The sequence below is a fragment of the Streptomyces sp. NPDC041135 genome, assembly GCF_055592085.1.
The window spans coordinates 216160-241799 of sequence record NZ_JBVIYZ010000003.1 but is presented as its reverse complement, the minus strand read 5'-3'; the positions used below and the strand labels follow the sequence as shown (position 1 = coordinate 241799).

Here is a 25640-nt window from a genome sequence, read left to right as displayed (position 1 = left end):
TACTGGTTCCTACGCGCCACAGTTGACAACGTTGTCCACAGGGGCAGGGAGGGTTTCCGCAGATGCAGCGGAGGGCTCGGCACAGATCAGGTCCGGCGGTCGTCCTCACGGCCGCCTTCGTCATGGCGGTGGGGGCACAGGGGGCGGCGGTCGCCCTGCCCGCCCGGGCACCGGCCGCCGACCGGGAGTTCGCATCCTCGTTCGAGGCGGACGATCCGGCCCCCGACTGGCTCAACACCGTCGACACCGGCCCGGACGGCGCCAAGCGCGCCTCCGGGGTGGACGGCGGCTACAGCACCGGCATCCCGGGCAACGTGACCGACCACGTCACCGACGTCCGGGCGAGCGGCGAGAACCCGGGCGCCGGCGAGGTGAAGGAGAACCTCGCCGACGGCGAGCCGGGCACCAAGTGGCTGTCCTTCCAGTCCACCGGCTGGGCCGAGTTCGACCTGGACAAACCGGTCAAGCTGGTGACCTACGCGCTCACCTCGGCCAACGACTACGCCGAACGCGACCCCCGGGACTGGACGCTGCGGGGCTCGGCGGACGGCAAGGACTGGAAGACCCTCGACACCCGCTCGGGCGAGACCTTCGCGGAGCGGTTCCAGACCCGGTCCTTCGACCTCGCCCAGCCGGCCGAGTACCGCCACTTCCGGCTGGACATCACCGCCAACAACGGCGCGCCGGACATCGTGCAACTCGCCGACGTGCAGTTCTCCACGGGCGGCGGGGGCGGGCCGGTCCCGCAGGACATGCTGACGCTGGTCGACCGGGGCCCGAACGGCTCGCCCACGGCGAAGGCCCGGGCCGGCTTCACCGGACTCCGGGCGCTGCGGTACGCGGGGCGGCACACGGCCGGGGGGCGGGCGTACTCGTCCAACAAGCTGTTCGACGTGAACGTGAAGGTGGGCCGCGACACCCGGTTGTCGTACCGCGTCTTCCCCTCCATGGCGGACGGTGACCGCGACTACGACGCCACCGACGTCTCCGTCGACCTGGCCTTCACCGACGGCACCTATCTGAGCGACCTGGGCGCCACCGACCAGCACGGGTTCACCCTCTCCCCGCGGGGCCAGGGCGCGGCCAAGGTGCTGTACGTCAACCAGTGGAACGACGTCGCCTCCCGGATCGGCTCGGTCGCGGCCGGCAAGACGGTCGACCGCGTCCTGCTGGCGTACGACTCCCCCGACGGCCCGGCCAAGTTCCGGGGCTGGATCGACGACCTGGCGATCCGGCCGGTGGCGCCCGAGAAGCCCCGGGCGCATCTGTCGGACTACGCGCTGACCACCCGCGGCACCAACTCCAGCGGCAGTTTCTCGCGCGGCAACGACTTCCCGGCGACCGCGCTGCCGCACGGCTTCAACTTCTGGACGCCGGTGACCAACGCGGGCTCACTGAGCTGGCTGTACGAGTACGCGCGAGCCAACGACGACGACAACCTGCCCACGATCCAGGCGTTCAGCGCCAGCCACGAGCCGAGCCCCTGGATGGGCGACCGGCAGACCTTCCAGCTGATGCCGTCCGCCGCCTCCGGCACCCCGGACACCGGCCGCCAGGCCCGGCAGCTGGCGTTCCGGCACGAGAACGAGACCGCGCGGCCCTACTACTACGGGGTGCGGTTCGACAACGGGCTCAAGGCCGAGATGACCCCGACCGACCACGCGGCCGTGCTGCGCTTCAGCTACCCGGGTGACGACGCGAGCGTGCTCTTCGACAACGTCACCGAGCAGGCGGGCCTCAGCCTCGACAAGGAGGAGGGGATCGTCACCGGCTACTCGGACGTGAAGTCGGGCCTGTCCACCGGCGCGACCCGGCTGTTCGTGTACGGCGAGTTCGACCGCCCGGTCACCGCCGGCGACTCCAGTGGGGTGAAGGGCTATCTGCGCTTCGACGCGGGCGCCGACCGCACCGTCACCCTGCGCCTGGCGACCTCGCTGATCAGCCTGGACCAGGCGAAGGACAACCTGCGCCAGGAGATCCCCGACGGCACCTCCTTCGACACCGTCAAGTCACGGGCCCGGCAGGCCTGGGACCGGCTGCTGGGCAAGGTCGAGGTGGCGGGCGCCACCCCGGACCAGCTGACCACGCTGTACTCCAGCATGTACCGGCTGTACCTCTACCCCAACTCCGGCTCGGAGACGGTGGACGGCGTGCAGCGCTACGCCTCGCCCTTCTCCCCGATGACGGGCCCGGACACCCCGACCCACACCGGCGCGAAGATCGTCGACGGCTCGATATACGTCAACAACGGTTTCTGGGACACCTACCGGACCACCTGGCCGGCGTACTCGCTGCTGACGCCCGGTCAGGCGGGCCGGATGGTCGACGGGTTCGTGCAGCAGTACAAGGACGGCGGCTGGACCTCCCGCTGGTCCTCCCCCGGTTACGCCGATCTGATGACCGGCACCTCCTCCGACGTGGCGTTCGCCGACGCCTACGTCAAGGGCGTCCGCTTCGACGCGAAGGCGGCGTACGACGCGGCCCTGAAGAACGCCACCGTCGTCCCGCCGATGTCCGGCGTCGGCCGCAAGGGCATGGCCACCTCGCCGTTCCTCGGGTACACCAGCACCGACACGCACGAGGGCCTGTCGTGGGCGATGGAGGGCTACGTCAACGACTACGGCCTCGCGCGGATGGGGCAGGCGCTGTACCGCTCGACGGGCGAGAAGCACTACCAGGAGGAGGCCGCGTACTTCCTCGACCGCGCCCGGGACTACGTGAACCTGTTCGACCCCAAGGCCGGCTTCTTCCAGGGCCGGGACACCAAGGGCGCCTGGCGCGTCGACTCCTCGGCGTACGACCCGCGCGTGTGGGGCTACGACTACACGGAGACCAACGGCTGGGGCTACGCTTTCACCGCGCCCCAGGACAGCCGCGGCCTGGCCAACCTGTACGGCGGCCGCGCCGGCCTGGCGGACAAGCTCGACACCTACTTCTCCACCCCCGAGACCGCCTCGCCCGACTTCGTCGGCTCCTACGGCGGTGTCATCCACGAGATGACCGAGGCCCGGGACGTCCGGATGGGCATGTACGGCCACTCCAACCAGGTCGCGCACCACGTCATCTACATGTACGACGCGGCCGGTGAGCCCTGGAAGGCCCAGCGGCACGTGCGCGAGGCGCTGTCCCGGCTGTACACCGGCAGCGACATCGGGCAGGGCTACCACGGCGACGAGGACAACGGCGAACAGTCGGCCTGGTACCTGTTCTCCTCGCTCGGCTTCTACCCGCTGGTCATGGGCAGCGGGGAGTACGCGATCGGCTCGCCGCTGTTCAAGAAGGCGACCGTGCACCTGGAGAACGGCCACGACCTGGTGATCAAGGCGCCCCGCAACAGCGTCCGGAACGTCTACGTGCAGGGTGTCCGGGTCGACGGCCGTCCCTGGAACTCCACGTCGCTGCCCCACTCGCTGCTCGCCAAGGGCGGGGTGCTGGAGTTCGCCATGGGGGCCGAGCCGTCCGCGTGGGGCTCGGGCAAGGGCGCCGCGCCGGTCTCCATCACCCAGGACGACCGGGTCCCCGCCCCGCGCGCGGACGTGCTCAAGGGCGACGGCGCCCTGTTCGACGACACCTCGGCCACCGGCGCGTCGGTCACCTCGGTGGACCTCCCGGTGCCCGCCGGCGACGACGGGACCGAGGCCGTGCAGTACACGCTGACGTCGACCGACGACCGCGCGAAGGCGCCGTCCGGCTGGGCCCTGGAGGGCTCGGCGGACGGGACGACCTGGCGGACGCTGGACCGCCGCTCCGGTGAGGCGTTCCGCTGGGACCGGCAGACCAGGGCGTTCAGCATCGCCGCTCCGGGCGGCTACCACAGGTACCGCCTGGTCCTCGACGGCGAGGCGGCGCTGGCGGAGGTGGAACTGCTGGCCTGACCCGCACGGCGGCGGGCCGGCGAAAGGGAGAAGGGGGCGGACCCGGCCGGGTCCGCCCCCTTCTCATGACCCGCCGCCGCTCAGCCGGTGGCCAGGGTGAAGACGTGCAGGTCGGCGTTGTCGGGCAGCCGCACGCTGCGGACGGCCTTGCCGTCGGCCGCCGTGAACGGCGCGGTGGCGAAGACGTAGGTCGCCACCGGGTCCCGGTCCGCGCCCGCCACGTTGCGGTAGGCGCTCCTGGCGACGACCTGGTTGCCGTACTGGACCGTGCCGCCTCCGCCGCCGACGGTCCAGTCGGTGAGGGAGAGGTCGGCGGTGGCGGTGGTGCCGTCGGTGTAGGTGACCGTCGCCGTGGCCCGCTGGTCGCCGTTGACCGCGCTGCCGATGAAGGACAGCCGGTGGGCCGGGGTGCGCAGTTCGATGCTCTGGCCGGACGCGGAGGCGTTGTCGGGGCGCCCGGCGGGCGAGGCGGGCCAGGTGAAGGCGAGCCCGCCGGCCGTGCCGTCGCCGCCCGGGGTGAGACCGGCGGCGGCGAGGGCCTGGCGGGAGTAGCTCCAGCCGCCGCCGTCGAAGTCGGCCTCGTCATGGTCGCCGGTGTCGTCGCTGACGCCGGTGTTGTCGTAGGCGGCGAGCAGGGTGCCCGGGGCGGCCACGGTCAGGGCGACCGGCTGGACGTAGGAGGTGCCGTCCGAGGTCACCGTCACCTCGGCGGTGGCGAAGCCCTGGTCGGCGTCCGGGGCTGCGGTCAGGGTGATGTCCTGGGCGCCGCCCGTGACCGTGCCCTCGGCGGGGACCGCCCGCACACCCGGCGGGGTCTCGACGCGGAAGCGGACCTCGGGCCCGGCGCCGCCGTTCAGCGCGAGGGCGCGGACGCGGAGCTGCGTGCTGCCGCCGGGCGCCACGGTGGCGGCGGTGGGACCGACGCCGATCTGGTACGGCTGCTCGCCCCGCCGGAACGACGGCGGCGGCGCGGCGGCGCCCCAGGAGCGGTCGGGGGTGGCGGACAGGGTGTAGTCGAGGGTGCCGCCGTCGCGGACGAAGGAGGCGGGCAGCCAGGCCCGGTCACTGCGGCGGCCGTCGACCGCGAGGGACCGCACGTAGGGCGCGTCGGCCGCCGCCCCGGACGCCCGGACGGAGATGTCGTTGCCGTGCGGGCGGCTGATCTCCACCCGCGGGAACAGCGGCGACGCGAGCACCAGTTCCGCCCGCGAGGGCACCTGCGGGTACATCCCGAGCGCGGAGAAGACGTACCAGGACGACATCGCGCCGAGGTCGTCGTTGCCGGGGATGCCGCCGGGCCCGGTGGACCACAGCTGCCGCACGGCCGCGCGCACGGTCTCCTGCGTCCGGTACGGGGCGCCCGCGTAGTCGTACAGGTAGGGGACGTTCAGCGACGGCTCGTTGTCCAGCTCGGACTTGGTGCCGCCGCTGCCGGTGAGGGCCCAGCCGCCGTCCGCGTCGTGGAAGAAGTCGTCGAGCCGGGCCAGTGCCTCCTTGGTGCCGCCCATCGCGGCGAACAGCCCCGCCGGGTCGTGCGGGACCATCCAGGTGTACTGGGCGGCCGTGCCCTCCACGAAGCCGGCGCCGGTGTCCGGGCGGAAGCCGGTCACCCAGCTGCCGTCGGCCCTGCGGTCGGCGATGTAACCGCCGCCCGGAGCCGCCGCCAGGTCGAAGTTGTTCTGCCACCACTGCGCCCGGTGGGCGAAGGCGGCGGCGGTGTCCTCCTGCCCCGCCGCCCGCGCGAGCTGGGAGAGCGAGAAGTCGGCGGTGGACATCTCCAGGGTCTCCGCCGCCCCGCCCCAGGCGTTGGAGACGCTGGGCATGTAGTGCAGGCGCAGGTACCGGTCGAGCGAGGGCCGCTGGCCGACGGACAGCACCGGCTTGCCGGCTGCCGACAGGTCCTGCGGCGTCGGCACCGTCGCCGCCTTCACCAGGGAGGCCAGGGCGCCGTCCAGGTCGAAGTCCGTGCCGCCGAAGGCCCGGATGCCGGCCAGCGCGGTGGCCGACGGGTCGCCGTTCATCACGTGCGTGCCGGCCGCGCCGTGCAGCCACCGGTCCCAGGTCCCGCCGTTCTGCCCGGCGAGCGTGTAGAGCGACTGGGCGATGTCGGACCCGGTGCGCGGGTCGAGGAGGGTCAGCAGCTGCACCTGGTCGCGGTAGACGTCCCAGCCGGAGAAGGTGCCGTACTGGGCCCGGTGGCCGCGGCCCACCCGGTGCACCCGGCCGTCGCTGCCCCGGTAGCGGCGGTCGGCGTCGCTGATGACGTTCGGGTGCAGCAGCGCGTGGTAGAGCGCGGTGTAGAAGGTGGTGCGCTCGGCCTCCGTGCCGCCGCCGACGCGCACCGCGCCCAGCCGGTCGCGCCAGGCCCGCCGGGCGGCGTCGCGCACCGCGTCGAAGGAGCGGCCGCCGGGGTTCTCGGCGCGGAGGTTGGCCGCGGCCGCGGCCTGGCTGACGTAGGAGATGCCGACCCGGACGCCGACCGGGCCGGTGCCGGGCGCGAACCGGACGTACCCGCCCGCGCCCTTGCCCGCCACCGGCCGCCCGCCGTGCGAGAAGCCGCCCGTGGAGCCGGAGGCGGAGGTGGAACCGGGGCTGAGCCGGTCGTCCTGCCAGGTGCCGGTCGCCGCGAAGGCGCGGTCGAAGCGGGCGGTGAAGTACAGCGTGTAGTACGGGCGCTGCCCCTCGGGGTCGAGGTAGCCGCAGAAGTCGCCCGAGGTGACGGAGCCGGAGACGGTCCGGGCGGCCGGGTCGATGGTGACCGTCGAAGCGCTGGATCCCACCTCGGAGTTGGCGGTGCGCACCAGCAACGAGGCGGGCTTGTCCGCCGGGTAGGTGAAGCGGGCGGCGCCGGTGCGGGCGGTCGCGGTGAGGTCGGCGGTGACGCCGGAGGCGAGGCCCACCCGGTAGTGGCCGGGCTCGGCGCTCTCGTCGGCGTGGCTGAAGTCCGAGGCGTAGACGGCGTCCCGGGTGTCGCTCGCCGGGGAGGAGGCGACCTCGCCGGCGTACGGGAAGAACGGGATGTCGCCGCTGCCGCCCGCGCAGCCGGTGCCGGACATGTGGGTGAGGCTGAAGCCGCGGATGCGGGTGGCGTCGTACTGGTAACCGCCCGGCGCGGCCGTCCTGGTGGCGTCGCCGCGGGTGTTCTCCGGGCTCCAGGACAGCATGCCGAAGGGGACGACCGCGCCCGGGAAGACGTTGCCGCCGTTCTTGGTGCCGATCAGCGGATCGACGTAGGCCGTGGGGTCCTTGACCAGGTGCGGGGGTGGCGCGGCGGGCGCCGCGAGGGCGGGGGTGGCACCGCCGGTCGCGAGCAGCGCGGCCAGCAGCAGGGTGGGGCACAAACGCATGACGCGGCCCTTCCTCCTCGGTCGGGTCGCGCACCACGGGTCGCACAAGCCGCAGGGACAGTAGCGTGCGCCAGCGGTACCACGGAAGACCGCGTACGCCCGCGCAGGCACACCGGCGCCCCACACGGCCGTCACCCGCACGGTCTCGGTGAACTAGCTTGACATCGTTGTCCGTTGAGGCGGTAAAGTCGGAGGCGGACGATAGGACAACGTTGTCGCGCCCTCCGGCGTCGCCACAAGCCACGCTCCATCCGGGCAGGTCACTCCCACCCCCCTCACCTGCCCGGCTCGCGGACCCGGTGCCAACCGTCACCGGGTCCGCCCAGAGCCGACCGCACAGAGCCGATCGCACCGGTGACCGGTCGCCGGTCGGCCGCTCGCCCCGCGGAGAAACGTGCGGTGGGAGCGGGTCCGGTCCAGCGGGTTCCGGTCCGCCGGGTGGGAGCGCTCCCACCACACGCTTCCGGGAAGCTAGCGCGGAGTGCGGCGGCTGTAAACGCCCGGCGCGCGAGTTGTTGCGGAGACCGTCACCGAAGCCCAGGCATCGCCGGACGTCGACGAGCGCGGTACGGCGAAGGGCCGCACCCCCGGTGACGGGGGTGCGGCCCTTCGCCGCCGTGCCGGTCCGCGGGTCCGCTCGCGGACCGGACTCGCGGGGCGCCGCCTACTTGCGGATCAGGCTGCGCAGCACGTACTGCATGATGCCGCCGTTGCGGTAGTAGTCGGCCTCGCCGGGGGTGTCGATGCGGACGACCGCGTCGAACTCGACACCGCTGTCGGTGGTGACCTTGACCGTGCGCGGCGTGGTGCCGTCGTTCAGCTCGGTGACACCGGAGATGGCGAAGGTCTCCTCGCCGGTCAGACCGAGGGACTCGGCGTTCTGGCCCTCCGGGTACTGGAGCGGGAGCACGCCCATGCCGATGAGGTTGGAGCGGTGGATGCGCTCGTACGACTCGGCGATGACGGCCTTGACGCCCAGGAGCGCGGTGCCCTTGGCCGCCCAGTCGCGGGACGAACCGGAGCCGTACTCCTTGCCGGCCAGGACGACCAGCGGGACGCCCTGCTCGATGTAGTTGCGCGAGGCGTCGTAGATGAACGACACCGGCGCGTCCGGCTGCGTGAAGTCGCGGGTGTAGCCGCCCTCGGTGCCCGGCGCGATCTGGTTGCGCAGGCGGATGTTGGCGAACGTGCCGCGGATCATGACCTCGTGGTTGCCACGGCGGGAGCCGTAGGAGTTGAAGTCACGACGCTCCACACCGTGCTCGGTGAGGTACTTGCCGGCCGGGGTGTCGGCCTTGATGGCACCGGCCGGGGAGATGTGGTCGGTGGTGACCGAGTCGCCCAGCTTGGCCAGGACGCGGGCCCCGGAGATGTCGGTGACCTCGGTGGTCTCCATCGTCATGCCCTCGAAGTACGGGGGCTTGCGGACGTAGGTGGACTCCGGGTCCCACTCGAAGGTGTTGCCGGTGGGGATCGGCAGCGCCTGCCACTGGGCGTCGCCCGCGAAGACGTCCTGGTAGGACTTGTTGAACATGTCCTCGCCGATGGCGTTCGCCACGACGTCGTTGACCTCGGCCTCGGAGGGCCAGATGTCCCTCAGGAAGACCGGGTTGCCGTCCTGGTCGGTGCCCAGGGCGTCCCGGGTGATGTCCACCTTCATGGAGCCCGCGAGCGCGTAGGCGACGACCAGCGGCGGGGACGCCAGGTAGTTCATCTTGACGTCGGGGTTGATACGGCCCTCGAAGTTCCGGTTGCCGGAGAGGACCGAGGTGACGGCGAGGTCGTTGTCGTTGACGGCCTTGGAGACCTCCTCCGGCAGCGGGCCGGAGTTGCCGATGCAGGTGGTGCAGCCGTAGCCGACCAGGTTGAAGCCGACCTTGTCGAGGTACGGGGTCAGGCCCGCCTTGTCGAAGTAGTCGGTGACGACCTTGGAACCCGGGGCGAGGGTGGTCTTGACCCACGGCTTGCGGGTCAGGCCCTTCTCCACGGCCTTCTTCGCGACGAGCGCGGCGGCGACCATGACGTACGGGTTGGAGGTGTTGGTGCAGGAGGTGATCGCGGCGACGGTGACGGCGCCGTGGTCGATCTCGTACGTCGAGCCGTCGGGGGCCGTGACGGTGACCGGGTTGGACGGGACGGCCGCGCCGGTGCCCTCGCCGTGCTGCGGCGCGCCCGCGCCGTTCTCCTGGCTGCCGTAGGCCGGGGCGTCGGAGGCCGGGAAGGACTCGGCGCTGGCCTCGTCCACCGGGGAGGCGGCCGCGCCGGCGGTCTGCCCGACGGGGGCGTCGACGTAGTTGAGGACGTCCTTGGCGAACTGCTGGGCGGCCTCGGCCAGGACGATGCGGTCCTGCGGGCGCTTCGGGCCGGCGATGGACGGCACGACCGTGGAGAGGTCCAGCTCGAGCTTCTCGGAGAAGTCCGGCTCGGCCTTCGGGTCCAGCCAGAGACCCTGCTCCTTGGCGTAGGCCTCGACGAGCGCGACCTGCTGCGCGGAACGGCCGGTCAGGCGCAGGTAGTTGAGGGTCTCGCCGTCGATCGGGAAGATCGCGGCGGTGGAGCCGAACTCCGGCGACATGTTGCCGATGGTGGCGCGGTTGGCCAGGGAGGTGGCGGCGACGCCCTCACCGTAGAACTCGACGAACTTGCCGACGACGCCGTGCTTGCGCAGCATCTCGGTGATGGTGAGCACCAGGTCGGTGGCGGTGGTGCCGGCCGGCAGCTCGCCGGTGAGCTTGAAGCCGACGACGCGCGGGATGAGCATGGAGACCGGCTGGCCGAGCATGGCGGCCTCGGCCTCGATGCCTCCGACGCCCCAGCCGAGGACGCCGAGGCCGTTGACCATGGTCGTGTGCGAGTCGGTGCCGACGAGGGTGTCGGGGTAGGCCTGTCCGCCCCGGACCATGACCGTACGGGCCAGGTGCTCGATGTTCACCTGGTGGACGATGCCGGTGCCGGGCGGGACCACCTTGAAGTCGTCGAAGGCGGTCTGGCCCCAGCGCAGGAACTGGTAGCGCTCCTTGTTGCGGCCGTACTCCAGCTCCACGTTCTGCGCGAAGGCCTCGCGCGTGCCGAACTTGTCCGCGATGACGGAGTGGTCGATGACCAGCTCGGCCGGGGAGAGCGGGTTGACCTTCGCCGGGTCGCCGCCCAGCTCCTTCACGGCCTCGCGCATGGTGGCGAGGTCCACCACGCAGGGCACGCCGGTGAAGTCCTGCATGATCACGCGGGCCGGCGTGAACTGGATCTCCTGGCTGGGCTGGGCCTGCGAGTCCCAGAAGCCGAGGGCGCGGATGTGGTCGGCGGTGATGTTCGCGCCGTCCTCCGTGCGGAGCAGGTTCTCCAGCAGGACCTTGAGGCTGTACGGCAGGCGGGCCGAGCCCTCCACCTTGTCCAGCCGGAAGATCTCGTACGACTCGTCGCCCACCTGCAGCGTGCTGCGGGCGTCGAAGCTGTTCGCCGACACGACAGTCTCCTTCATTGATGTGCGCGTACCACCACGATCCTGCCGCCACGGCGTCTCGGCCGGTCCGCTGAGGCAAGGCTAAGTTAGGGTCGCCTTACCGGGGTGGCGGCTGCGGTGCACCTTCGGCAGATATCTCGATGTCGAGATAACTCTAGTACATGAGGCCGCGATGGTCATGCCCGGGCTTCGCCGCGCCGTTCCGCGTCGCACCCCACCGTTCCGCGTCGCACCCCGCCGGCCGGCGGCGGCCCGGCCAGTGGGTGGTGGCGGTGGCGGGGGCGGTCCGGCTACGCATGGCCGGTAGCCGTCTGGTCGGGGGGCGGCGTCCGGCTCCGCATGGCCGGTAGCGGTCTGGCCCCGGGGGCGACGGCACGAGGAGGCCGGCCGGCAGCGGTCCGGCCCGGGGGCGACGGCACGAGAAGGCCGGCCGGCAGCGGTCCGGCCCGGGGGCGACGGCACGAGAAGGCCGGCCGGCAGCGGTCCGGCCCCGGGGGGCGGTACGAGAAGGCTGGCCGGTAGCGGTCTGGTCCGGGGGCGGCGGCACGAGGAGGCTGGCCGGTCGAGGAGCCGGGCGCGGGCCCGGCGCACCGACCGGAGGGAATCGCCATGGGACAGCTCGTGCGCCGCACGACGGCGGTGGGCGTGGCGGCGGTGGCCGCGGGGGCCGTCGCGCTCGGGGCGCCGGCCCCGGCCGCGCAGGCGTCGACCACGACCCACTGCCCGACATCGAACTCGATCGCCTTCCTGCCGGCCGGCAGCGGCTACCTGTTCCCCAACCTCATCACGTCGGTCTCGGGCTGCGGATTCGCCGACGGCGGCGCGCCCTACCACTTCACCGTGGACACGGCGACGTCGAACGCCCAGACACCCACGGGGCAGCACACCTACGTCGTCCACAACCTGTCGGTGGTCTGCTCGTCCGTGACGGTCAACGGCGACTCCCTGTTCGCCTCCGGGTGCCAGCCGGGCTGAACCTCCGGGGGCCGGCAGGAAGTAGCGCCGCGCCTGCCATTGCCGGGCGCGGCGGGGGTATCCGTCGGATGCCGGGGCCCGCCCGGCGTCCGAGGGAGGGAGAGATCCGTGCCGCTCACGTTCCGCAAGAGCTTCCGCATCCTGCCCGGGGTGCGACTGAACATCAACAAGCACTCCTGGTCCATCACCACCGGCGGCGGCAGCCACGGCCCGCGCCACACCCACAGCAGCACCGGACGTCGTACGACATCGATGGATCTGCCCGGACCTTTCGGGTGGCGCCGCACCAGCCGCAGCAAGGGGCACTGACGCCGCGTCACCCGAACGGACCCCTCAGGAGGTGCCATCTCATATCTGAGATAACCTCAACCCCATGGCAGACGATTACCTCGTACGCATCGGCAAGCTCATCCGTGACGCCCGGCAACACCGGGGCTGGACACAGGCACAGCTCGCGGAGGCGCTCGGCACCAGCCAGAGCGCCGTCAACCGCATCGAGCGCGGCAACCAGAACATCAGCCTTGAGATGATCGCCCGCATCGGTGAGGCCCTGGACAGCGAGATCGTCTCACTGGGCTACGCGGGCCCGATGCATCTGCGGGTCGTCGGCGGGCGCCGGCTGTCCGGCGCCATCGACGTCAAGACCAGCAAGAACGCCTGCGTGGCCCTGCTGTGCGCCTCGCTGCTCAACCAGGGGCGCACGGTGCTGCGCCGGGTGGCCCGCATCGAGGAGGTGTACCGCCTGCTGGAGGTGCTCAACTCCATCGGCGTGCGCACCCGCTGGATCAACGACGGCGTGGACCTGGAACTGGTGCCCCCGGCCGAGCTGGAGATGACGGCGATCGACGCCGAGGCGGCCGTGCGGACGCGGTCCATCATCATGTTCCTCGGCCCGCTGCTGCACCGCGTGGACCGCTTCAAGCTGCCGTACGCCGGTGGCTGCGACCTCGGCACCCGGACCATCGAGCCGCACATGATCGCGCTGCGCCGGTTCGGGCTCGACGTCGCGGCCACCGAGGGGCAGTACCACGCGGTGGTGGACCGCTCGGTGCGGCCCGGCCGCCCGATCGTGCTGACCGAGCGCGGCGACACCGTGACCGAGAACGCGCTGCTGGCGGCCGCCCGGCACGACGGCGTCACGGTCATCCGCAACGCCTCCTCCAACTACATGGTCCAGGACCTGTGTTTCTTCCTGGAGGCGCTGGGCGTCGAGGTCGAGGGCATCGGCACCACCACGCTCACCGTGCACGGCGTGCCGAACATCGACGTCGACGTGGACTACTCCCCCTCCGAGGACCCGGTCGAGGCGATGAGCCTGCTGGCCGCCGCCGTCGTCACCGAGTCGGAGCTGACGGTGCGCCGGGTGCCGATCGAGTTCCTGGAGATCGAGCTGGCGGTCCTCGAGGAGATGGGCCTCGACCACGACCGCACGCCCGAGTACACGGCGGACAACGGCCGTACCCGCCTGGTGGACCTCACCGTCCGGCCCTCCAAGCTGGAGGCGCCGATCGACAAGATCCACCCGATGCCGTTCCCCGGCCTGAACATCGACAACGTGCCGTTCTTCGCGGCCATCGCGGCGGTCGCCCAGGGCCAGACCCTGATCCACGACTGGGTCTACGACAACCGGGCGATCTACCTCACCGACCTCAACCGCCTGGGCGGCCGCCTGCAACTGCTGGACCCGCACCGGGTCCTGGTCGAGGGCCCCACCCGCTGGCGCGCCGCCGAGATGATGTGCCCGCCCGCCCTGCGCCCCGCCGTGGTCGTCCTGCTCGCCATGATGGCCGCCGAGGGCACGTCGGTGCTGCGCAACGTCTACGTCATCAACCGCGGCTACGAGGACCTCGCCGAGCGCCTCAACTCCATCGGCGCCCAGATCGAGATCTTCCGGGACATCTGACCCTCCCCGAGCCTCCCCCGGCACAACTCCGCCCCACCCCCCTCCTGGCCCCCGCCCAGGCGAGCCAGGAGGGGACCGTACCCGGTGCGCGCCCGCGCATCATCACCCTCACCGCTCCCCCGGCCGCCATAGTGGAGCCATGCCCTCCAGCCCGCAGCACCCCGCGCCGGCACCGAGCGGTCTCCCGGACCCGGTCGCCGAGGACCTCGCGCTGTACCGGGAGAAGTTCCTGCGGCGCCTGCCGGAGTCGCTGGACGAGTGGCAGGGCCCGACCCAGGGCACCGTGGAGGCGTAGCCACCCGTCGTGGCATGTCACGGAACCGGCATGGTGCCCGCGGGAGCGCAGGCAGCTCCTGCTGGGTAGGGTCGGCGCGGGATCTGCCGGCGGGACGGGGAGCGGGGGCGACGACGGGTGGGGTGGCGCGAGGAGATCGCCGCGGCCTTGGACGAACTGGTGGCGCTCACGGGCGGCACGGACAGGCCGCCGCGCTGGCAGCGGGTGGGACGGGCGGTTCGCATCAAGGAGGCCGGCTGGTACGCGGTGGACCTGCGCGGCTCCGACATCGGACCGGACCAGCTGGACGCGCTACGACTCGCGGGGCCGCAGCCCGAGAGCATCGAGACGGACGGCTTCACCGTCTCGGAGACGGTGCAGAACGGCTCCCTGCTGACGCTGAAGGTCGCCGAGTTCGCCGACCTCACGGACGCGTATCTGTGGTTGCTGAAGCAGCCGCCGACCTTCCTCGTCACCGCCCTGCGCGACGGCATCGCCGGACAGGGCGAGGCGCCCCTGGCGAGCGCCCTGGCCGCGGGTTCGATCGGCGGCACACCCGCTCCCCTGCCGGATCCCCCGGGGTTCCACCGGGCGCAGGGGGACGCCTACCGCGCGTGCCTGGGTCAGGGCGGAGTACATCTGGTGTGGGGTCCGCCGGGCACCGGCAAGACGACCGTGCTGAAGCGTGCCATCGGCGACCTGATCGCCCGCGGTGACCGGGTGCTGCTGGTGTCCGCCACCAACATCGCCGTCGACAACGCGCTGTCGGGTGTGGTGAAGGAGAACAGGCACGCCCCGGGTGACATCGTCCGCGTGGGTCCGCCCCAGTTGCGCGAGATCGCCGACGACCCCGCGGTGTCGCTGCCGCTCATGGTGCGCCGGCGCCTGGCCGAGACCGCCGAGCGGCGGCGCGGCATCGAGGCCGCTCTGGTCGACATCCGGGCTCGTGCCGCCGAACTGACCGCGCTGGACGCCTCACTCGTCCGTTTCGATCCGGCCGCGTACTTCGACGCGCTGAAGCTGCTGCGTACGCCGGGCCAGGACCCGGTGTCCGTGCGGAAACGGGCGGAGAGGGCCGCGACCCTGCTGGAGGAGGCCCTGGCGCAGCAGGAGGCCGCGCAGCAGGCCGCGGTGGCGGCCCAGCGGAACCGGGACGCGGCGCAGGAGTCGCGCCGGAAGTGGTCCGAGGCCGACCGGCTGCATGGGGAGCAGTCCCGCGTCCTCCTGGCCGCGCAGCGCGAGCAGGCCGATGCCCTGGCGGCCGAGGAACGCTCTCGCGAACTGCGCGGGCAACTGAGGCAGCTCGACGCCCAGCGGCCGATGGCCCGGTGGCGTGACCGGGAGAAACGGCAGGAGCTGCGAGAGCGACTGGCCGCCGCCGAGGAGGAGGTCGTCCGCACCCGCCGGGAGGCGCAGGCCGCGCGCGTCATGGCCGAGACGCACAGCGCCGCGCTGGGGAAGGAGCTGACGGACCTGGTCGCCGGCATCACCCACACCCCCGAAGAGATCACGGCCCTGGAGCAGGCACTCGCCTCGGCGCAGTCCACGTACAGGTCCGCCCAGGACCTCGTGGCCACCCGCCGCCAGGAGACCACGCTGCTGGAACAGGCCGTCCTGCGCGCTCTGGACGCCGCTGAACTCACCGCTCGCGCCGAGCAGGGGGACTGCCCCGCCCGCCACGCCCGCGCCGAGCGATTACGGCCCCGGGTGACCGCCGACACCGCTCGCCGTCCCGCGCTGGAGGCGGAGTTCGGGCAGATCGAGGAAGAGTACGAACGCCTCGCCCGGAACGCCGGGGGTGAGATCGTCAAAAACGCGAGGCTGGTCGCCACCACGCTCGCCCGGTTCCGCACCAACAAGGCCGTGTTCGAGGGCCCGTACGACGTGGTCCTGGTCGACGAGGCAGGTGCGGCGACGCTGCCCGAAGTGATCCTCGCGACGGCGAAGGCGACCCGCACGGCCGTTCTGCTCGGCGACTTCATGCAGCTCGGCCCAGTCGTCGAGGACCGGCTGAAGGACCTCGACCGCCCGGACGTCAAGCGCTGGTTGCTCCCGGACGTCTTCCAGCACTGCGGCATCCAGGACCCCGAGGACGCCCGGCGGCACCCGGCCTGCGTCACCCTGACGGAGCAGCACCGCTTCGGCCCGGCGGTGATGAACCTGGCCAACTCCCTCGCGTACGGAGGCATGCTGCGGGGCGGCAAGCAGACCGCGGCACCACGGCCCCCCGACGACCCGGAGATCGTCGTCGTCGACACCGACGGACTGCACGAACTGGCCCGGCCCCATCTGACCGGGCGCCGCAGCGGATGGTGGCCGGCCGGGTCGCTGATCGCCAGGGCGCTGGTGGACCACCACCGCGCGAAGGGTGAGGACACCGGCATCGTCACCCCGTACGGCGTGCAGGCGGAGGCGACCCTGGAGGCCTTGCGGGACGTGGAGGGCGGCGGCCGCCCGCTCGCGGAAGTGGGTACGGCGCACCGCTTCCAGGGCCGGGAGTTCCCCGTCGTCGTCTTCGACACGGTAGAGGGCGCCGACGGCCGGGACCTGTGGATGTCACTGGCGCACCGGGAGCCGGGCGCGTCGGACTGGGCGCGCAACGGCGTACGCCTGTTCAACGTGGCTGCCACCCGTGTCCAGACCCGCCTCTACGTCATCGGCAGCTGGGAGCGCATACGCTCCGCGAAGGCGGGCACGGCCTTCTCCCGTCTGGCCGCGCTGGTCGGCACGCCGGGTGTACGGCGCCTGCGGGCCGGTCATCTGATCACTCCGCCGCACGAGGACGCGCCCGGCCGTGGCGACTTCGGCGCCGCCCTCGCCGACGTACTCGCCCGGCACGTCGAGATCAGGGGCATCGACGACGAGACGACGTTCTTCAGCACCTTCGAGGACGAGATCCGCACCGCCCGCGCCTCGGTCTGGCTGTGGGCTCCGTGGGTGGCGAACCGGGTGCGCGCCATCCTGCCACTGCTGCGCGAGGCTGCCGGTCGCGGCGTGCGCGTGAGCGTGTTCATCCGCGACGACACGGACCGGCTACAGGCCCGCCCGGAGAACCAGGCTCTCATCGCGGACCTCCGGGCCGTCGTCCACACGGTCGTCCCCGTCAACGTCATGCACCAGAAGATCGCGGTGATCGACGAGCGTACGGTGATGATCGGCAGCCTCAACACCCTCTCCCAGTCGTGGACCCGTGAGGTCATGGTGACGATCCAAGGCGGCCACTTCGCGCGCAAGCTCCTGGAGCACGAGCACGCCGAACTGTTCGCCCGCCCGCCGAAGTGCGCCCGCTGCGGCGGTGACAGCGTCGAACTGCGCCGCCGCACGAACGGCGTCTGGTTCTGGCGCTGCTACGACACGGGATGCAAAACCGGGCGGAACGGCCGCAGCGACGCCTGGAACCAGGACATCAGGACGGACGGGGGTGCGCACTGACGCCTGGACCGGTGTGGGCTGAGGTCACAGACTGGCGAGCAGCGCGTCGAGCGGTGCGGGGGTCCGGTCGGGGGTGAGTGCCTCTACGAGGACTCGGCCGTACTGGATCTTGCGGCCCTTCTTGGTGCCGAGGAAGCGCCGCAGTTGCTGGGCGGCGGTGCGGCCGCGCTGGGCGGGCTGGTGCAGGAAGGTCTCCAGGGGCCGCAGGTCGCCCTGGGCGCGGACGAGTTCGGCGACCCGGGTCACACCCAGCGCGCGGATGAGTTCGTCCTCCAGGTCCGCCGCGCAGACGAAGAACCCCTGGTCGGGGGCGCCCGCCCGCTCCAGCGCGCGGGTGTAGTAGCGGCGTTCCGCGGCGTCGCACAGGCCGGTGAGGCGGAGGTCCAGGCCGGGCGGGCCGAGGAGGGCGGCGAAGCGGCCGACGCTCATCGCGCCGCCCATCGGCAGCACGCAGACCCCCTCGGCCGCGAGGTCCCGGCCGCGGCTCGCGGCCAGCGCGTTCACCGCCGCGGCGTCGCTCGGTCCTTCGAGCAGCACGGCCGTCCGGACGGGTACCCGCCCGGCCAGCTCGCGCGCGGTGTCGCCGGGGCCGCCGGCCGCCCACGCGGCGACCGCCTCCCGGAAGGACTCCATGTCGGCCATGGGACGAGTGTCGGCCCTGTCCGCCGGCAGCGGTAGGCATTTTTCGCCGGCCGGGCGGTGATCGGTTCCCGGGGTCGGGCGGGGCGTACCCCGAGGGGTCAGCCGGTGGCGCGTACCGCTTCGCGGATGAGTTCGGCGACCCGCTTCGGCTGGGAGAGGGCCACCGCGTGGGAGGCGCCCTCCGCTTCGACCACGGTCGCGCCGGCCCGTTCGGCGCCGAAGCGCTCGACCTCCGGGTTGATCGCCCGGTCGGCGCCGGCCACCAGCGCCCAGGACGGCTTGGTCCGCCACGCCGCCGCCGTGGCGGGCTCCTCGAACGCCGCGGCGGCGAGCGGGCGCTGGGCCACCGCGAGGACTTCGGTGATCTCCGCGGGCACGTCGGCGGCGAAGACGGACGGGAAGGCGTCGGCGGCGATGGTGACCTCGACGGCCGGCTCCCCGTCCGCGCCGGGGTACGTCCACTGCTCGAGGTTGCTCACCAGCGGCGAGGCGGGGAAGCGGCCCTGGAGTTCGCCGAGGCTCTCGCCCTCCTCCAGCACGTAGGCGGCGACGTAGACGAGTCCGACGACGTTCTCGGCGGTGCCGGCGACGGTGATGAGGGCGCCGCCGTAGGAGTGGCCGGCCAGGACGACGGGGCCGTCGATCCGGGCGGCGACGGAGGCGACATAGGCGGCGTCGGACGCCAGGCCGCGCAGCGGGTTGGGCGGGGCGATCACCGGGATGCCGTGGTGGCGCAGTTCGGTGATGACGCCGGACCAGGAGGCCGCGTCGGCGAACGCGCCGTGGACGAGGACGACGGTCGGGGTGGAGGTGCTCATGGTCGCGGTGCTCCTCGGAACTCAGGCGGTGTGCAGGGCGGCGTGCAGCGTGCCGGTCGCGAGGCGGATGGCGGCCTCGGCGGCGTGGGTCTCGCGCAGGGCGTCGAGCATCACGAAGTCGTGGATGATGCCCTGGAAGCGGACGGCGGTGACGGGCACGCCGGCCGCGCGCAGCTTGTTGGCGTACGCCTCGCCCTCGTCGCGCAGCACGTCGGCCTCGCCGGTGATGACCAGGGCCGGGGGCAGGCCGGTGAGCTGCTCGGTGGTGGCGCGCAGCGGGGAGGCGGTGATCCGGGCGCGTTCGGCCTCGTCGGTCGTGTACTGGTCCCAGAACCACTGCATGCCGTCGCGGCGCAGGAAGTAGCCGGTGGCGAACTGGTGGTAGGAGCCGGTGTCGAACGCGGCGTCGGTGACCGGGTAGAACAGCACCTGCTGGACCAGCGGCAGCCCGCCGCGCTCCTTGGCCATCAGGGTCAGGGCGGCGGCCATGTTGCCGCCGACGGAGTCACCGGCCACGGCCAGCCGGGAGGCGTCCAGGCCCTTGGCGGCGCCCTGTTCGACGATCCAGGTGGCCACCGTCCAGTTCTGCTCGATGGCGACCGGGTAGCGGGCCTCGGGCGAGAGGTCGTACTCCGGGAAGACGACGGCCGCACCGGCGCCCACGGCGAGTTCGCGGACCAGGCGGTCGTGGGTGTGGGCGTTGCCGAACACCCAGCCGGCGCCGTGGATGTACAGGATCACCGGCAGGGTGCCGGTGGCACCGGCGGGCCGGACGACGCGCGCCCGGACGCTGCCGGTCGGGCCGCCGGGGACGGTGACCCACTCCTCGTCCACGGCCGGCTTGTCGATCTCACCGGACTGCACCTCGTCGACGGCCTTGCGGCCCTCCGCGGGGGCCAGGTCGAACAGGTAGGGCGGTCGGGCGGTGGCCTCGGCGAAGGCGGCGGCCGCGGGCTCCAGCACGGGCTGGACCGGCTCGGCTGCGTCGGACATGTACGTCTCCTGTGGGTCGACTCGGCGCCGGTTGCCCCGGCGGATACGGACGCGACCGGACGGCGAGCGCCTCGGGCCGGCGTCCCTCACGCTAGGACCCTGCCGGCGGGCCGCATTGACCGTGAGCGCACCACCGGTGGCCCCTCAGTGCACGGAGACCTCAGCCGAGTTCCGTCTCCAGCCAGCGCAGCACGTCCGGGGTCACCGGGTCGGTGATGTCGGCGAACTCCTGGTGCCGGGTCAGGAACTTCGCCACGTACGGGCAGACGGGGACGATCCGCAGGCCCTGGGCGCGTACGTCGGTCAGCGCCTCCTGGACGAGCCGGCCGGCCAGGCCCTGCCCGGCGTGGGCGTCGTCGACCTCGGTGTGGTGGAAGACGCGCTGTGCGCCGCGGTCGCGGTAGGCGGTCAGGCCGGCGCGTGCGCCGTCGACCAGGATCTCGTAGCGGTGCCGGGCGTCGTTGCGCTCGACGGTGGCCGCGGGGGCGGGAGGCTGGGTCACGGGGACCCCTTTCGGGTCGGACGGGCGGACGCGGGCGGCGGCCCGGCGCGGATCGGACGTGGTACGGGGCGGATCAGAGGCGGGGCGGGGCGGATCAGGCGTGGTGCGGCGGGGTGCGGAGCGGAGGGTTGCGGCGCGGGGCGAGGGTGGCGTTCGGCAGGGCGGGGGCGGGCAGGCGCTCGCCCGGGTATCCCTCGACGGTGCCGAAGCGCGCGGAGGCCCGCTGCCAGTCCTCCCGCGCCCGGGCGATGTCGTCGTGGCTGCGGCCGACGAAGTTCCACCAGATGACGATCTCCTCCTCGAACGGCGTCCCGCCCAGCAGGATCGTGCGGGCGGTGTCGTCGGACTCGTTGACCAGCGTCAGGGTGGCGTCGCCGGGCGGGACGTAGCCCAGTTCCGCGGGGCGCAGCGCGGTGCCGCCCACGCGGACGTCCCCCCGGTCGACGAGGACGCCGTGCTCGAAGCCGGGGTCCACGGCGAGGGTGAGCGACGCGCGCGGGGCGAGGGTGATCTCGGCGCCGAGCAGGGGGGTGAACGTCGGCACCGGTGAGACGGCTCCGGCGAGGGCGCCCAGGAAGACCCTGATCTCGGCGCCGTCGGTCCGCACCGGCTCGGGCACGTGGTGCCGGAACTCACGGCCGGTGCGCCGGTGTTCGGCGGGGAGCGCGACCCAGAGCTGGACGCCGTGCAGGACGGTCGTGCGCGGGGTGGAGACCTCGGTGTGGCTGATGCCGTGTCCGCCGGTCATCAGGTTCAGCTCCCCGGGGCGCACCAGGGCGTGGCTGCCGAGGCTGTCGCGGTGTTCGATCTCCCCGCTGAACAGCCAGCTCACGGTCTGCAGTCCGGTGTGCGGGTGCGGGGCGACGTCCATGCCGCCGGTGCGGGCGACGTCGTCGGGGCCGTAGTGGTCGGCGAAGCACCAGGCGCCGATCAGGGTGCGGGCGCGCTGCGGGAGGGTGCGCCGTACGGTCATGGCCCGGGGGCCGCCCAGAGGCACGTCACGCGGGGTGAGCACCTCCACGTCGCCGAGGTCGCCCATGACGGTCACCGCTTTCACGATAGTTTCATCTTCAACAATCACGTCCGATCATACGACCGCGGACGGTGACGGTACAGGAGCCCAGGTTGAGCAGCCGGACGACGGGGGCCGCGGCGGAGCGGATCTTCATCGACAAGCAGAGCCCCGACGCCTACCACGCGCTGACGCGGACCTCCGAGGCCGTGCGCGCGACAGCGGCCGGGGCCGGTCTGGACCGCGCGCTGGTGGAGCTGGTCAACCTCCGGGTGTCGCAGCTCAACGGCTGCGCCTACTGCCTGGACCTGCACACCCGGGCCGCCCTGCGCGGCGGTGAGACGACGCAGCGGCTGGGCGTGCTGGCGGCCTGGCGGGACACCGAGCTGTTCACGCCCGCCGAACGGGCCGCCCTGGCGCTGGCCGAGGCGACGACCCTCCCCTCGGACGCCGCCGCGCAGACGGCCGCCTGGACCGCCGCCCGCGCGGTGTTCACCGACGACCAGCTCTCCGCGGTGATCTGGGTGGCGATCACCATCAACGCGTTCAACCGGGTCTCCATCCTGAGCAGGCACCCGGTGCGGGCGGCGCAGGCCCCTCCCCCCCGCCCCTGACCGGCTCACGCCGCGGCGCCCTCGGCGCCGGCCCCGGCGTCCTTCTCGGCACCGCCCGCGGTGCTGCCCGTGAGGCGCAGGTTGCGCCATTCGCGCGGGGAGACGCCGTAGGCACCGCGGAACACCCGGCTGAAGTGCGTGGGGTTGGCGAAGCCCCAGCGCTGCGCCACCGCCGAGACGGTCGGCGCCGTCCGCCCGGCACGGGTCAGTTCACCCGCGCACTCCTCCAGCCGCCGCCGCTGGATCAGCCGGCCGACGGTGATGCCCTCGCCCTCGAACAGGCGGTGCAGGTAGCGCACGGAGATGTGCATCGCCGCCGCCACGGACTCCGGGGACAGCGCGGGGCTGGCGAGATGGCGGTCGATGTGCGCGCGGACCCGCAGCACCAGCTCACCGCGCGCCGACTCCTCGTAGGCCGTGCCGTTACAGGTCCGTTCGGCCACCAGGGTGGTGAAGAGGTCGACGACGCCCGCGGCCAGCCGGCCCGCCACGGCCGCGGAGTAGGTGTGCGCCGACGCCGCCAGGGTCGCCAGGAAGGGCACCAGCACCGCGCCGAACCCCTCGGTGCCGCGCACGGCGGTGCCGGTGATCCGCCGCAGGTCCTCCTCGGGGAGGTTCAGCACCCGCCGGGGCAGCTGGAGCACCCGGGCGGTGAACGGCCCGGGATGCTCCAGGCGGTACGGCCGGGCCGTGTCGTACACCACCAGGTCGCCCTCCCCCGCCGTGACCCGGTGGCCGTCCTGGACGAGCACGGCCGCGCCGGACGTCTGCACGCCGACCGCCAGGAACGAACCCGGCGACCGGGCGATGTGCCGGGGCGTACGGCTGATGCGGTGCGCGCCGGCCTCGATGCCGGTGATGCGCAGATAGCCGAGGCGGCCGGTGCTGACGCGGCCCGCGAACGGACCGCCGCCGTGCGCGGTGACGGCCACGGGCACCAGCGCTTCGCTCATCGCCTCCCGCCAGCGCGCGAGTTCGTCCCCCTCGGACACCGAAGCCGTCTCCGTCACCGGACTCACCTGGTTCTTCCCTCCACCCCTGGACCTCCGGCCCCTGAACCGGCGGGAACCGGGCCGGCGGCACACCGGCACGTCCCCCCGGACCCGCCGCCTCCAGCCAAACAGGGGGCCGGCCCGCGCTCCAGGCACAACAGGGGCAGAAAGCGGTTCCGGCGGTGCCGCCGCGGCCGCCGTGCGCTGACGGAACGGTCCCGTGCGCGCAGGGAACCGAACGGTGGCCGCTGCGGCACTACCGTGGCGACGGGGGCGGGGCCAGGACACCCAGGCCGGCCAGCCGGGCGCGGGCGTCGGCGACGCGCTGCGGGTCGGCGTCGAGGCCGAGGCCGACGCAGCGGCTGAAGGCCTGCCGCGCCTCCCCGGGCCGGCCGGCCGCCAGCAGCGCCTCACCCAGACGGGTGAGGCAGCGGCTCAGCAGGGCCGTGTTGCCGCTGTCGTCACTGAGGTCGACGGCCGTCCGCAGATGGGCGACCGCGTCGTCCCAGCGCTCCATGGCCAGGTACGTCCGGCCGATGCCGGCGTGCACGTTGAGCCGGCTCATGGCGGCGATGTGGGGTTCCAGCCGGTCGGCCGCCTCGTCCAGGAAGGCGAGGGCGCGCAGGTCGGCGGCGAGCGCCTCCTCGGTCCGGCCCGCGTCCAGCAGGGCGACGCCGAAGGCGGTCATGGCCTGGAGGGTGCCGTGGAGGTCGCCGGCGACCTCGAACAGCCGGGCGGCCTCACCGCAGGAGTCGACGGCCCCGCGGTGGTCGCCGAGCAGGCGTTGCGCCCAGGACGTGTAGTTGTGCGCCCACGCCTGCTGAGCGGGGTCGCCGGCCCGGTCGGCCGCGCGCAGCGCCTCGGCGGACCGGACGAGGCTGTCCTGGGGCCGGCCTTCGCAGACCAGGAGGGCCCAGGCGTGGTAGTTCAGCTGGGTCGCCTCGACGAGGGGGTCGCCCAGGACCCGCGCGGAGCGGGCGGCCGTACCGAACACCTCCGGCCAGTGGCCCCAGAAGATCCACAGGTCGGAGAACCAGTGCAGGGCCTCCGCCACCTCCACCACCGTGGCGTGCTCGCCGGCCGCGGCGGCCGCGCGCAGGGCGGGCAGCCAGTTGGCTCCCTCGGCCTGCAGCCAGTGGCGGGCCCTGTCGGCGGTGGACAGGTCCACCGTGCCCTGCCCGGCCGGGTCCGGGGCGCCGTGCCCGGGCTCGAACCAGCGCCCCGCGACGACCGCGGTCCGCAGCAGCCACCTGTGCAGCGCCGCCCGGGCCCGGGCGACGTCCCCGGCGCTCTCCTCGGCCTCCAGCCGGGTGCGGGCGTAGAGGCGCAGCAGGTCGTGCAGGCGGTAGCGGTCCCGGTCCGTGCCGAGCAGCCCGGCCTCGACCAGTTCCTCCAGCGTGTCCTCGGCGTCGAACAGCCGCTGCCCGGTCAGTTCGGCCGCGCAGGCGGCGCCGGCGTCCGGGCCCGGGACCAGCGCCAGGCGGCGGAAGAGGCGGGCGGCGGCCGGGGTGAGCTGGCGGTAGGAGAGGTCGAAGGCGGCCGCCACCCTGAGGTCCCCGGCGGCCAGCGCGTCCAGGCGCCGCTCCTCCAGCGCCAGCCGGTCGGCCAGCCGGCGCACGCTCCAGCCGGTGCGGGTGGCCAGCCAGTTGCCCGCCACCCGCAGGGCCAGTGGCAGGTGGCCGCAGCCGCGGGTGACGTCGGCGAGGGCGGCCGGGTCGGCGGCGGCGCGTTCCGCTCCGACCAGCGCGGTCAGGAACTCGGCGGCCTCGCCCGCGCCGAGTTCACCGAGCGCCAGCCGGTGCACGCTCTCCAGGCCCGTGAGCATACGCCGGCTGGTCACCAGCACCATGCCCGCGCCGCTGCCCGGCAGCAGGGGGCGTACCTGGGCCTCGTCGCGGGCGTTGTCCAGCACCAGCAGGCAGCGCCGGTCGGCGAGCAGTTGCCGGTAGAGCGCCGGATGGCCCCGGGGTCCGGCCTTCGCGAGGTCCCGGTCGGCCACCTGGAGGGCCTTGAGCACGCCCAGCAGGAGTTCGGCCGGCTCGGGCGGGTCGTCGTCCATCCCGCGCAGGTCCACCACGAGCTGCCCGTCCGGGAAGCGCTCGGCGAACTCGCGTGCGGCGTGCAGGGCGAGGGTGGTCTTCCCGGTGCCCGGCGGCCCGCACACCACCACGACCACCGGCTGCCCGGCGGCACCCCCGCGGCCGTCCCGACGGCCATCACGGTCACGGTCGCCCTGATGCTCCCGGCCGTCCCGGTCGCTGCGGCCGTCCCGGTCGCCACGGCCCGCCTCGGGGTGCCGGGCCGCCGCGCGGCCGGCGAGGTCCGCGAGGTGTGCCAGTTCCCTGCCCCGGCCGACGAAGTCGTCGATGCCGCGCGGGAAGGACCGTACGCCCACCGGGCTGTATCCGGTGCTGCGCCCGGCGCGTGCCGCCGTCAGCAACCGGTCCCGTTCCTTCTCGTCCAGTCCGAGGCCGTCGGCGAGCGCCGCCACGGTCCGCCGCTGCGGCGCGGCCCGCCGTCCCCGTTCCAGGTCGCCGATGCCGCGCACGCTCACGCCCGACGCCTCCGCCAGGCCCTCGATGGTCAGCGACGCGGACAGCCGCAGGTCCCGCAGCAGCGCACCGAACGCCATCGGTTCGTCCGTCACAGCCCCTCCCCTTCGGGCCCCGTGTTCCTGCCGGAATCCCGTGACCTGGGGAAATAGTAGTGCGACGGGGGCCGGAGGCACCGCGGGCGCCGGTCCGCGGCCCACCCGGCACGACGGCCCGGCGGCGCGGCGGTCCGGCGGCCCGGGCCCGCGC

The 25640-nt window shown here is 73.3% G+C and carries 16 protein-coding genes; 7 read left to right on the top strand and 9 right to left on the bottom strand.

Annotated elements, in window-relative coordinates; translation table 11 throughout:
- Positions 1–62: 62 nt before the first annotated feature.
- Positions 63–3875, top strand: coding sequence for a GH92 family glycosyl hydrolase (locus ACZ6CZ_RS09325; RefSeq protein WP_469017041.1), 3813 nt, complete (start codon positions 63–65; stop codon positions 3873–3875).
- Positions 3876–3955: 80 nt separating this feature from the next.
- Here the strand turns inward: ACZ6CZ_RS09325 and ACZ6CZ_RS09320 are convergent, their stop codons facing one another.
- Positions 3956–7222 (bottom strand): GH92 family glycosyl hydrolase, encoded by a 3267-nt coding sequence (locus ACZ6CZ_RS09320; RefSeq protein ID WP_469017039.1) that lies wholly within the window; start codon positions 7220–7222, stop codon positions 3956–3958.
- Between the two features lie 664 nt (positions 7223–7886).
- Positions 7887–10685 (bottom strand): aconitate hydratase, encoded by a 2799-nt coding sequence (locus ACZ6CZ_RS09315; protein ID WP_469017037.1) that lies wholly within the window; start codon positions 10683–10685, stop codon positions 7887–7889.
- Between the two features lie 606 nt (positions 10686–11291).
- On the opposite strand from ACZ6CZ_RS09315, the gene ACZ6CZ_RS09310 reads away from it, so the two are divergent.
- From ACZ6CZ_RS09310 to ACZ6CZ_RS09290, 5 genes are all read left to right on the top strand, one after another.
- Complete coding sequence (locus tag ACZ6CZ_RS09310) at positions 11292–11657, top strand: hypothetical protein (RefSeq protein WP_469017035.1); 366 nt, start codon at positions 11292–11294, stop codon at positions 11655–11657.
- Between the two features lie 108 nt (positions 11658–11765).
- Positions 11766–11966: a DUF4236 domain-containing protein gene (locus tag ACZ6CZ_RS09305; RefSeq protein WP_469017034.1), complete on the top strand. Its 201-nt coding sequence runs from the start codon at positions 11766–11768 to the stop codon at positions 11964–11966.
- Positions 11967–12030: 64 nt separating this feature from the next.
- A complete protein-coding gene (locus ACZ6CZ_RS09300) occupies positions 12031–13560 on the top strand; it encodes a helix-turn-helix domain-containing protein (protein ID WP_469017032.1) in 1530 nt (509 codons plus the stop codon).
- A gap of 139 nt (positions 13561–13699) precedes the next feature.
- Entirely contained in the window at positions 13700–13855 is a 156-nt protein-coding gene (locus ACZ6CZ_RS09295) for a hypothetical protein (protein ID WP_469017030.1), read from the top strand.
- Between the two features lie 147 nt (positions 13856–14002).
- Positions 14003–17266, top strand: coding sequence for an AAA domain-containing protein (locus ACZ6CZ_RS09290; protein ID WP_469017028.1), 3264 nt, complete (start codon positions 14003–14005; stop codon positions 17264–17266).
- A gap of 24 nt (positions 17267–17290) precedes the next feature.
- Here ACZ6CZ_RS09290 and ACZ6CZ_RS09285 read toward each other — a convergent pair whose 3' ends face one another.
- The 5 genes from ACZ6CZ_RS09285 to ACZ6CZ_RS09265 all read right to left on the bottom strand — a co-directional run bounded on the left by ACZ6CZ_RS09285 (position 17291) and on the right by ACZ6CZ_RS09265 (position 21260).
- Complete coding sequence (locus ACZ6CZ_RS09285) at positions 17291–17908, bottom strand: TOPRIM nucleotidyl transferase/hydrolase domain-containing protein (RefSeq protein WP_469017026.1); 618 nt, start codon at positions 17906–17908, stop codon at positions 17291–17293.
- Between the two features lie 98 nt (positions 17909–18006).
- Positions 18007–18726 carry an alpha/beta fold hydrolase gene (locus ACZ6CZ_RS09280; protein WP_469017025.1) on the bottom strand — a complete coding sequence of 240 codons (720 nt, stop codon included), beginning with the start codon at positions 18724–18726 and terminating at the stop codon, positions 18007–18009.
- A 21-nt stretch (positions 18727–18747) separates the two neighbouring features.
- A complete protein-coding gene (locus tag ACZ6CZ_RS09275) occupies positions 18748–19719 on the bottom strand; it encodes an alpha/beta hydrolase (RefSeq protein WP_469017024.1) in 972 nt (323 codons plus the stop codon).
- 160 nt (positions 19720–19879) lie between these two features.
- Entirely contained in the window at positions 19880–20221 is a 342-nt protein-coding gene (locus ACZ6CZ_RS09270; RefSeq protein ID WP_469017023.1) for a GNAT family N-acetyltransferase, read from the bottom strand.
- Between the two features lie 94 nt (positions 20222–20315).
- The gene (locus ACZ6CZ_RS09265) at positions 20316–21260 is read right to left on the bottom strand and encodes a pirin family protein (RefSeq protein WP_469017890.1); all 945 of its coding nucleotides are present in this window, start codon (positions 21258–21260) and stop codon (positions 20316–20318) included.
- Positions 21261–21346: 86 nt separating this feature from the next.
- On the opposite strand from ACZ6CZ_RS09265, the gene ACZ6CZ_RS09260 reads away from it, so the two are divergent.
- On the top strand, positions 21347–21847 hold the full coding sequence (locus tag ACZ6CZ_RS09260; protein ID WP_469017022.1) for a carboxymuconolactone decarboxylase family protein: 501 nt from the start codon (positions 21347–21349) through the stop codon (positions 21845–21847).
- Positions 21848–21852: 5 nt separating this feature from the next.
- On the opposite strand, the gene ACZ6CZ_RS09255 is transcribed toward ACZ6CZ_RS09260, so the two are convergent.
- Positions 21853–22866: an AraC-like ligand-binding domain-containing protein gene (locus ACZ6CZ_RS09255; protein WP_469017021.1), complete on the bottom strand. Its 1014-nt coding sequence runs from the start codon at positions 22864–22866 to the stop codon at positions 21853–21855.
- A 229-nt stretch (positions 22867–23095) separates the two neighbouring features.
- The gene (locus tag ACZ6CZ_RS09250; protein ID WP_469017020.1) at positions 23096–25486 is read right to left on the bottom strand and encodes an ATP-binding protein; all 2391 of its coding nucleotides are present in this window, start codon (positions 25484–25486) and stop codon (positions 23096–23098) included.
- Between the last annotated feature and the right edge of the window lie 154 nt (positions 25487–25640).

Coding starts and splice junctions, on each gene's coding strand:
- ACZ6CZ_RS09325 (WP_469017041.1), top strand. CDS start 63: ATGCAGCGGAGGGCTCGGCACAGATCAGGTCCGGCGGTCGTCCTCACG.
- ACZ6CZ_RS09320 (WP_469017039.1), bottom strand. CDS start 7,222: ATGCGTTTGTGCCCCACCCTGCTGCTGGCCGCGCTGCTCGCGACCGGC.
- ACZ6CZ_RS09310 (WP_469017035.1), top strand. CDS start 11,292: ATGGGACAGCTCGTGCGCCGCACGACGGCGGTGGGCGTGGCGGCGGTG.
- ACZ6CZ_RS09300 (WP_469017032.1), top strand. CDS start 12,031: ATGGCAGACGATTACCTCGTACGCATCGGCAAGCTCATCCGTGACGCC.
- ACZ6CZ_RS09295 (WP_469017030.1), top strand. CDS start 13,700: ATGCCCTCCAGCCCGCAGCACCCCGCGCCGGCACCGAGCGGTCTCCCG.
- ACZ6CZ_RS09285 (WP_469017026.1), bottom strand. CDS start 17,908: ATGGCCGACATGGAGTCCTTCCGGGAGGCGGTCGCCGCGTGGGCGGCC.
- ACZ6CZ_RS09280 (WP_469017025.1), bottom strand. CDS start 18,726: ATGAGCACCTCCACCCCGACCGTCGTCCTCGTCCACGGCGCGTTCGCC.
- ACZ6CZ_RS09275 (WP_469017024.1), bottom strand. CDS start 19,719: ATGTCCGACGCAGCCGAGCCGGTCCAGCCCGTGCTGGAGCCCGCGGCC.
- ACZ6CZ_RS09265 (WP_469017890.1), bottom strand. CDS start 21,260: ATGGGCGACCTCGGCGACGTGGAGGTGCTCACCCCGCGTGACGTGCCT.